The 6,947-nt window shown below is 38.1% G+C and carries 7 protein-coding genes and 1 pseudogene; 6 read left to right on the top strand and 2 right to left on the bottom strand.

What is annotated here, in order from left to right; translation table 11 throughout:
• Together Q0296_RS06470 and ilvC are read right to left on the bottom strand one after the other, a co-directional pair.
• A pseudogene (locus tag Q0296_RS06470) lies at positions 1-476 on the bottom strand (divergent polysaccharide deacetylase family protein); the annotation flags it as partial.
• 3 nt (positions 477-479) lie between these two features.
• On the bottom strand, positions 480-1,502 hold the full coding sequence (gene ilvC, locus Q0296_RS06465) for a ketol-acid reductoisomerase (protein WP_298038227.1): 1,023 nt from the start codon (positions 1,500-1,502) through the stop codon (positions 480-482).
• 144 nt (positions 1,503-1,646) lie between these two features.
• Between ilvC and Q0296_RS06460 the strand changes: the two genes are divergently transcribed.
• The 6 genes from Q0296_RS06460 to rpsR all read left to right on the top strand — a co-directional run bounded on the left by Q0296_RS06460 (position 1,647) and on the right by rpsR (position 6,687).
• Positions 1,647-2,465, top strand: coding sequence for an HDOD domain-containing protein (locus tag Q0296_RS06460; RefSeq protein ID WP_194173747.1), 819 nt, complete (start codon positions 1,647-1,649; stop codon positions 2,463-2,465).
• Positions 2,462-4,381: a ribonuclease R family protein gene (locus tag Q0296_RS06455; RefSeq protein ID WP_298038222.1), complete on the top strand. Its 1,920-nt coding sequence runs from the start codon at positions 2,462-2,464 to the stop codon at positions 4,379-4,381. The genes Q0296_RS06460 and Q0296_RS06455 overlap by 4 nt, the downstream gene beginning before the upstream one ends.
• On the top strand, positions 4,374-5,372 hold the full coding sequence (gene holA / locus Q0296_RS06450; protein WP_298038220.1) for a DNA polymerase III subunit delta: 999 nt from the start codon (positions 4,374-4,376) through the stop codon (positions 5,370-5,372). Before Q0296_RS06455 ends, holA begins: the two co-directional genes overlap by 8 nt.
• A 77-nt stretch (positions 5,373-5,449) precedes the next feature.
• The gene (gene rpsF / locus Q0296_RS06445) at positions 5,450-5,869 is read left to right on the top strand and encodes a 30S ribosomal protein S6 (protein ID WP_298038217.1); all 420 of its coding nucleotides are present in this window, start codon (positions 5,450-5,452) and stop codon (positions 5,867-5,869) included.
• 13 nt (positions 5,870-5,882) lie between these two features.
• Positions 5,883-6,410 (top strand): single-stranded DNA-binding protein, encoded by a 528-nt coding sequence (locus tag Q0296_RS06440; RefSeq protein ID WP_021087759.1) that lies wholly within the window; start codon positions 5,883-5,885, stop codon positions 6,408-6,410.
• Positions 6,411-6,426: 16 nt separating this feature from the next.
• Positions 6,427-6,687, top strand: coding sequence for a 30S ribosomal protein S18 (gene rpsR, locus Q0296_RS06435; protein WP_021089765.1), 261 nt, complete (start codon positions 6,427-6,429; stop codon positions 6,685-6,687).
• The last annotated feature ends 260 nt before the right edge of the window (positions 6,688-6,947 follow it).

The raw sequence follows: 6,947 nt of genomic DNA, 5'->3' as shown, positions 1-6,947 counted from the left end.
ATGACGGTTGGCTCGGTGGTTTTATTTAAATTTGCTAGTAAATTTTTAGTATCGTTTTGCTCTTTTTTTGGCTCTTCTTTTTTAGCCTCGAGCTTTATCTCTGGTGCTTGTTTTTTCTGCTCTTTTGGCTCGATTTTTGACTTTTGTGCCTGTTTGATTTCATGTTTTGGGTCTGTGAAAATTTTGCTTAAATTTTCATCTTCGTCAAATTTTAAAGGATATTTTCTCTTCTCATACTCTTGTTTTTTCTCGTTGCTGGCAACCTTTGGCTCAGCCTTTTTTGAAATTTGTTTCTCGGTTTTTGTCTCATCTGCTTTACTTATCTGCTCTACGTCTTTATTTTTGATACTTAAAGCTGCGATAAGCGCTACTATCAAGATAGCTGCGATGACGCCGATACCGATGAAGATTTTATTATGAGAGCGCCCTGTTTTTTTCTTTACAGGACGCTTCTTTGCACTCTTTTTTTCGCTCAAAGTTTAGTTTTTGTTTTGATCTATGAGTTTGCCGTTTGTGATCCAAGGCATCATCGCGCGAAGTTTTTTGCCAGTTTGATTTAACAAGCTTCTCTCGGCTATACCGCGCTCTGCGTTCATTCTAACATAGCCTGCTTTTCTCTCTAGGATGAAGTCTTTTGCAAATTTGCCATTTTGAATTTCTTTTAAAACTTCTTTCATAGCCTTTCTGCTCTCTTCGCCAACTACTCTTACGCCACTTACGTAATCACCGTACTCAGCGGTGTTTGAGATAGAGTAGCGCATATCAGCCATGCCACCTTGATACATTAGATCAACTATTAGTTTTAGCTCGTGTAAGCACTCAAAATAGGCCATCTCAGGCTCATATCCAGCCTCCACAAGCGTATCAAAGCCAGCATTTACTAGTGCGCAAAGGCCACCGCATAAAACTGCTTGCTCGCCAAATAAATCTGTTTCAGTTTCATCTTTAAATGTAGTCTCGATGATGCCAGTTCTGCCGCCACCTATGCCGCATGCGTAGCTTAGCGCGATCTCTTTTGCTTTTCCACTTGCATTTTGCTCAACAGCGATAAGATCAGGTATGCCGCCACCTCTTACAAATTCACTTCTAACTGTGTGTCCTGGGGCTTTTGGAGCTATCATGATGACGTCAATGTTTGCTGGAGCTTTGATCTGTCCAAAATGCACGTTAAATCCATGTCCAAATGCGATAGCAGCATGATCTTTCAAATTTGGCTCGATCTCATTTTTATAAATTTCAGCTTGAAGCTCATCTGGTGTTAGGATCATGATCACGTCAGCGCTTTTTGTAGCTTCGCTAACTGTTTTTACCTCAAAGCCCTTTGCCTCAGCTTTTGCCCAGCTTTTGCCGCCTTTTGCAAGACCTATAACAACACTTACACCATTATCTCTTAAATTTTCAGCGTGTGCGTGACCTTGTGAACCAAAGCCAATGATCGCTACTTTTTTACTCTGAATAAGGCTTAAATCGCAGTCTTTATCATAATAAACACTTATAGCCATTTTTTCTCCTATTGTTAAATTTTGGCGAGATTATACATTTTAGCAACAAAAACGTTGCTGAAAAAGAGCAAAAAAGCATCTTTAAGTTTTATGTTGTAGCTTTTTGCTATAATGTGGCAAAATTTTCAACAAAGAGTTATCTTAATGAACGAATCAATTTTTAAAAAAATCAAAGCACTTCCCCCACTAGACGATACTGTTGTGCAAATTCAGCGCCTACATGCTGACGAAAATAGCTCGATAAATGACCTCACAAAAGTGGTCGAAAAAGACCCTATGCTAACAGCAAATATCTTGCGTTCAGCAAACTCACCACTTTATGGATTTTCTCAAGAGATCACAACTATCGCAAGAGCCATTTCACTTTTTGGCATGGCTACTATCCGCGGTTTTGCGCTATCAAGTGCCATTAAAAAGACCTTTTCTATAAATTTAGAGCCATACGACATTACGGCACAGGATTTTTTAAATATCTCGATCATGCAAAACGCCCTAATGTATCACTGGTACTCAAAGATAAAGCCTAAAAGCTTAGAGATCCTCTCACCAGCTTCATTTATGCTAGAAGTTGGCAAGATCGTCCTTGCTCACGAGCTCACAGAAAATGGCCAAACAAATGAATTTAAGACAAAACTAAAACAAATTTCATCTACATACGACCTTGCACTTTTAGAGTCTGAAATTTTAGACATCACAAACGAAGAGGTCACGGCTAAAATTTTTGAGCAGTGGAATTTAGAGATCGAGCTTGGAAATTCTATCCTATATTCAAATTTACCTGAAGAGGCGCCTGACCACGTAAAAGAGTACGCAAGAGCATTAAAAGTAGTAAAAACAGCGGTTAATATCTTTAACCAGCTTGACGATGTGAGTGTAAATAACGCAACACTTCTTATAAATGAATATGGCTTTGAGAGAGATACATTTTTAATGGCTGTTAGCAAAGTCAAAGACAATTTGTGAAAGAATTTTTAACATCACTTCTAGTTGGCATCAAAGAAAAAGAGATATCAAACGAAGATAAAGAGATCTTACGTAATCTCCTAAACCTTGGTGCCGTAAGCTTACATAAAGATAAATTTTACCTAAACAACGGCTATGTCTGCGGCAAGCTAGACATCAGCCAAAACGCGACTGGCTTTATCATGCCATTTGACAAGCGCTTCAAGCAAGATATCATCGTCGAAAATAAAAATTTAAACAACTCTCACCTCGGCGATATCGTGCTAGCAAAGCTTTTGCCGCTTAAGAAAAAACGCCAAAGCGCTAAGATAGTAATGAGCCTAAAGCTTGCAAATGAGACAAGCGTGGTCTATACAAAACGCTTTGGGGCGGCCATTTTAGGGGTAAATTTAAAAACTGGGCTAAGCACAACCCTAAAGGCAACTCAAAAAAGCCTAAAGATGCTCCCACTTGGGACGCTACTAAAGATAAACAATCTAAACAACGAAATAGTCGAGGTTTTAGGAAATTTAGAAGATCCACTAAGCGATGAGAAAATTTCGCTTGCTATTTATAATAAAAATGATAAATTTAGCGAGGCTTGCGAGCTTGAAGCAAAGGCTTTTGGCGATGAAGTCGATGCTAGTATGTATCCAAACAGAGCCGATCTAAGAAATTTAGAGTTTTGCACGATCGATCCAGTCGATGCTAAGGACTTTGACGATGCCATATATTTTGATGAGAAAAAGCGAGAAATTTACGTAGCAATCGCAGATGTAAGTGAGTATGTGACCGCATATAGTGCCATTGATAGCGAGGCTAAAAAAAGAGGCTTCTCTATCTACTTTCCGCACATCTCAGTGCCGATGTTGCCGCGCGCACTTAGTGAAAATATCTGCTCGCTAAAGCCAGATGTGCCGCGTCTTGCATTTTGTTTTAAAATTTCACTTGATGCAAACAACGAGGTAAAAAAAGAGGAGCTTTTTGAGGCGATCATCCTTTCAAAAAGGCGCTTTAACTACGATGAGATCGATGAAATTTTAGAGGGCAAAAGAGAGTGCGAAATTTCATGGGTCAAGCCACTTTTTAAACTCACCACAAAGCTTCGCAAAAAAAGGCTTTTGCATGCGTTTGACTTCAGGACAAAAGAGCTTAGAATGAGCCTTGATGAAGAGGGTCAAATTTCGCAAACCAGGTTTGAAAGCGACTCCGACTCACATAGACTAGTCGAAGACTGCATGCTTTTAGCAAACAAGGCTGCCGCAAAGCTCATCACAAAGGGCGTTTTTAGAAACCACGCTTCGCCTGATTTTAAAAAGATAGATACCTTGCTTGAGGACCTGCAGCTTTTGGGGCTTGACTTTACCTACGAGAGCGACCTTGCAAATTTAATAAGAAAGATCCAAGCAAAGGCCGATGAGATGGGCAACCGCGAGGAGATAGACAAGCTCATCATAAAGTCACAAAAAAAGGCTGAATATTCAAGTGAAAATTTAGGCCACTTTGGGCTTGGATTTGACAGATATACACACTTTACAAGCCCTATTAGACGCTATTCTGACCTTATCTTACACAGACTTTTAAAGGCTAAAATTTTAAAAGATGAGAAGCTTTACAACTTCTTACTTTTAAACATCCAAAGCACATGTGCAACCTTAAGCGAGCTTGAAAGAGAGGCCGACAAGGTAGCCTACGACTTTATGGATAGGAAATTTGCACGCTGGGCAGCCGCAAACATCGGCAAAGAGGTGCGTTGCTACGTTAGCGAAAACCAAAATGTCTTGGTTGCCAAGCTTGATGATCATTTTGTTGGAGCTAGGATTTTCATCACTGGATACAGCGCAAATTTACTTCAAAAGCTTGTCGTAAAGATCACAGAGGCCGACATCGCGAGCGCTAAAATTTTTGCAAAAGTGATAAGAAAGATCGATGTATAGAAAAGATTTGGAGCTAAATTTAGCAAATGCAAATTTAAGCAACTACTTCTTGCTTTTTGGGGCGGACGAGTTTCAGATCGAGCTTTTTGGCAAGGAAATTTTAAGCTTTTATGCAAGCGAAGATGCAAATTTATTAAGTCTTTATTTTGACGAGTACAACTACACGCAAGCAAGCTCTCACCTAAGCGAGCAGTCACTTTTTGGCGGCAAAAATATCCTTTATGTAAAAAGCGACAAAAAGATCCCCGCAAAAGAGCTAAAAGAGCTCATCTCGCTTTGCTCAAAGAGCCAGGATAACTACTTTTTGTTTGAGCTTTATGAGGCCGATATGAAGCTAGTTTTTGATACACAAAAGGCTTTTGGGGCAAATTTTGCGAGATTTTTCAAGCCCTCAACTCCAGATGAGGCGATAAATTTACTAGCCAAAAACTCAGCCAAAATAGGCCTAAACATAACCAAAAACGCACTTTATGAGCTTTATTTTACTCATAATGAAAATTTATACCTTGCAGCAAGTGAGCTAACAAAGCTAAAGAGCCTAAACGCTCATATCGAACAAGACGATGTAAAAAGGCTGGTATTTGGGCTTGGTGGGATAAATTTTGATGATTTTTTTAATAAATTTATGGCTCTAAAAGATATAAAAAACGACTTTTTTACCTACTTAGAAGATCCAAATTTTAATGAAATTTTACTTTTAAACTCACTTTACAAAGCATTTTTTAGGCTATTTAAAATTTACTCTTACATCAAGATAAATGGCCGCTTAAATTTAGACGAAGCGATCGGCTATCAGCCGCCTGTAAATGTGGCAAATTTACTAAAAGCGAATAGCTTAAAGCTAAGTTTAAATGCCTATTTAGAGATATTTAAAACGCTAAATTTAGCCGAGCTAGAGCTAAAAACAAATACAAAAATGGATAAAGAAATTTTCGTCTTATCGACCATTTTAAACCTCCAACACCTCATATCAACAGCAAATATTAAGTAAATTTAAGCTAAAATCCACCCTTGCTTAATGCAAAATCCTTGCTCACAAAGTGAGCTAAATATCCATAAGGAGAAAAAATGAAACATTACGAGCTTTTATTCATTCTTAAGCCGACATTGACGGAAGAGGAAGTTAAAGCTAAGGTTGATTTCGTAAAAGAAGTCATAACAAAAAACGGCGGCGAGATCGCTACTGTCGTTGAGATGGGCACTAGAAAACTAGCTTATGCCATCAAAAAATATGAGCGTGGAACATATTTTGTTATCTACTACAAAGCTCCACCGGCACTTCTTGCAGAGCTTACAAGAAACGTAAGGATCACTGAAGATATCATAAGATTTTTAAGCGTTAAATATGAAAACAAACGCGAAATCGCAGCTTGGGAAAGACTTTGCAAAGGTATAAAGCAAACTAAAAAAAAAGAGACTCGCGAGCCAAGAGCACCACGCGAGCCAAGAGCTGAAAAAGTAGACGAGCAAACATTTACAGAAGAATAATCAAGGATAAAAAATGTTCAATAAAGTAGTATTAGTTGGAAATTTAACCAGAGATATAGAGCTTAGATATACTACTAGCGGCGTTGCCATAGGAAATTCTAGTATAGCTGTGACACGCAAAATCACCTCAAATGGGGAAAGAAGAGATGAGACTTGCTTTATTGATATATCATTTTTTGGCAAGAGTGCAGAGATAGCAAACCAATATCTCAATAAGGGATCGAAGCTGCTTATTGAAGGAAGACTTAAATTTGACCAATGGACCGACAATAACGGACAAAATCGCTCAAAACACTCTATCGCCGTTGAGAGCATGGAAATGCTTGGCTCAAATAACCAAACGCAACAAGGCGGATACTCTATGAATAGCCAAAATAGCGGTGGCTACGGACAGCAAGGCGGATATCAAAATAACCAATATAACCGCCAACAAGAAGCTAGGCCGCAAGCTGCTCCGCAAAGAAAGCAAGAGAGTTATTCAGAAGTTCCTGATATAGACGTTGATGCTGATAGCTTCAACAATGAAGAAATACCGTTTTAATTTTAAAGGATAAAAAATGGCAGAAAAAAGAAAATATTCACGCAAATATTGCAAATTTACAGAAGCAAAAATTGATTTTATAGACTACAAAGACACTTCACTTTTGAAGTATTGCTTGTCAGAGAGATTTAAAATCATGCCAAGACGCCTAACTGGCACATCAAAAAGATACCAAGAGATGGTAGAAAAAGCGATCAAGAGAGCTCGCCACGCAGCTATCATACCTTATATAGTTGATCGCAAAGATGTAGCTACAAACCCTTTTGAAGGTCTATAATCCATAAATTTTAGCCCTAAATGGGGCTAAAATTTCAAAAACTATTTTTAATCACTTCATTGCAAATTTAAATGTTTATTTAGTTAATGCCAAAAATACAAACACATGCCACTCATAAGATAGCTAATCATTAATTATAATTTTTATCTTTTAAGAACTGTTTTGTAAGGTGGCCACGTTTTGAGAGCAAACAAACGCACACAGATAAATTTAACAATTTTTTAGAGATAAAATTTATTGTTTTTTATCTTTCTCAGTCT

The organism is uncultured Campylobacter sp. (genome assembly GCF_937890585.1).
In the GTDB taxonomy this organism is placed as follows: Bacteria; Campylobacterota; Campylobacteria; order Campylobacterales; family Campylobacteraceae; genus Campylobacter_A.
The sequence above is the reverse complement of the archived record's forward strand: the minus strand, read 5'-3'. Positions and strand labels throughout refer to the sequence as shown.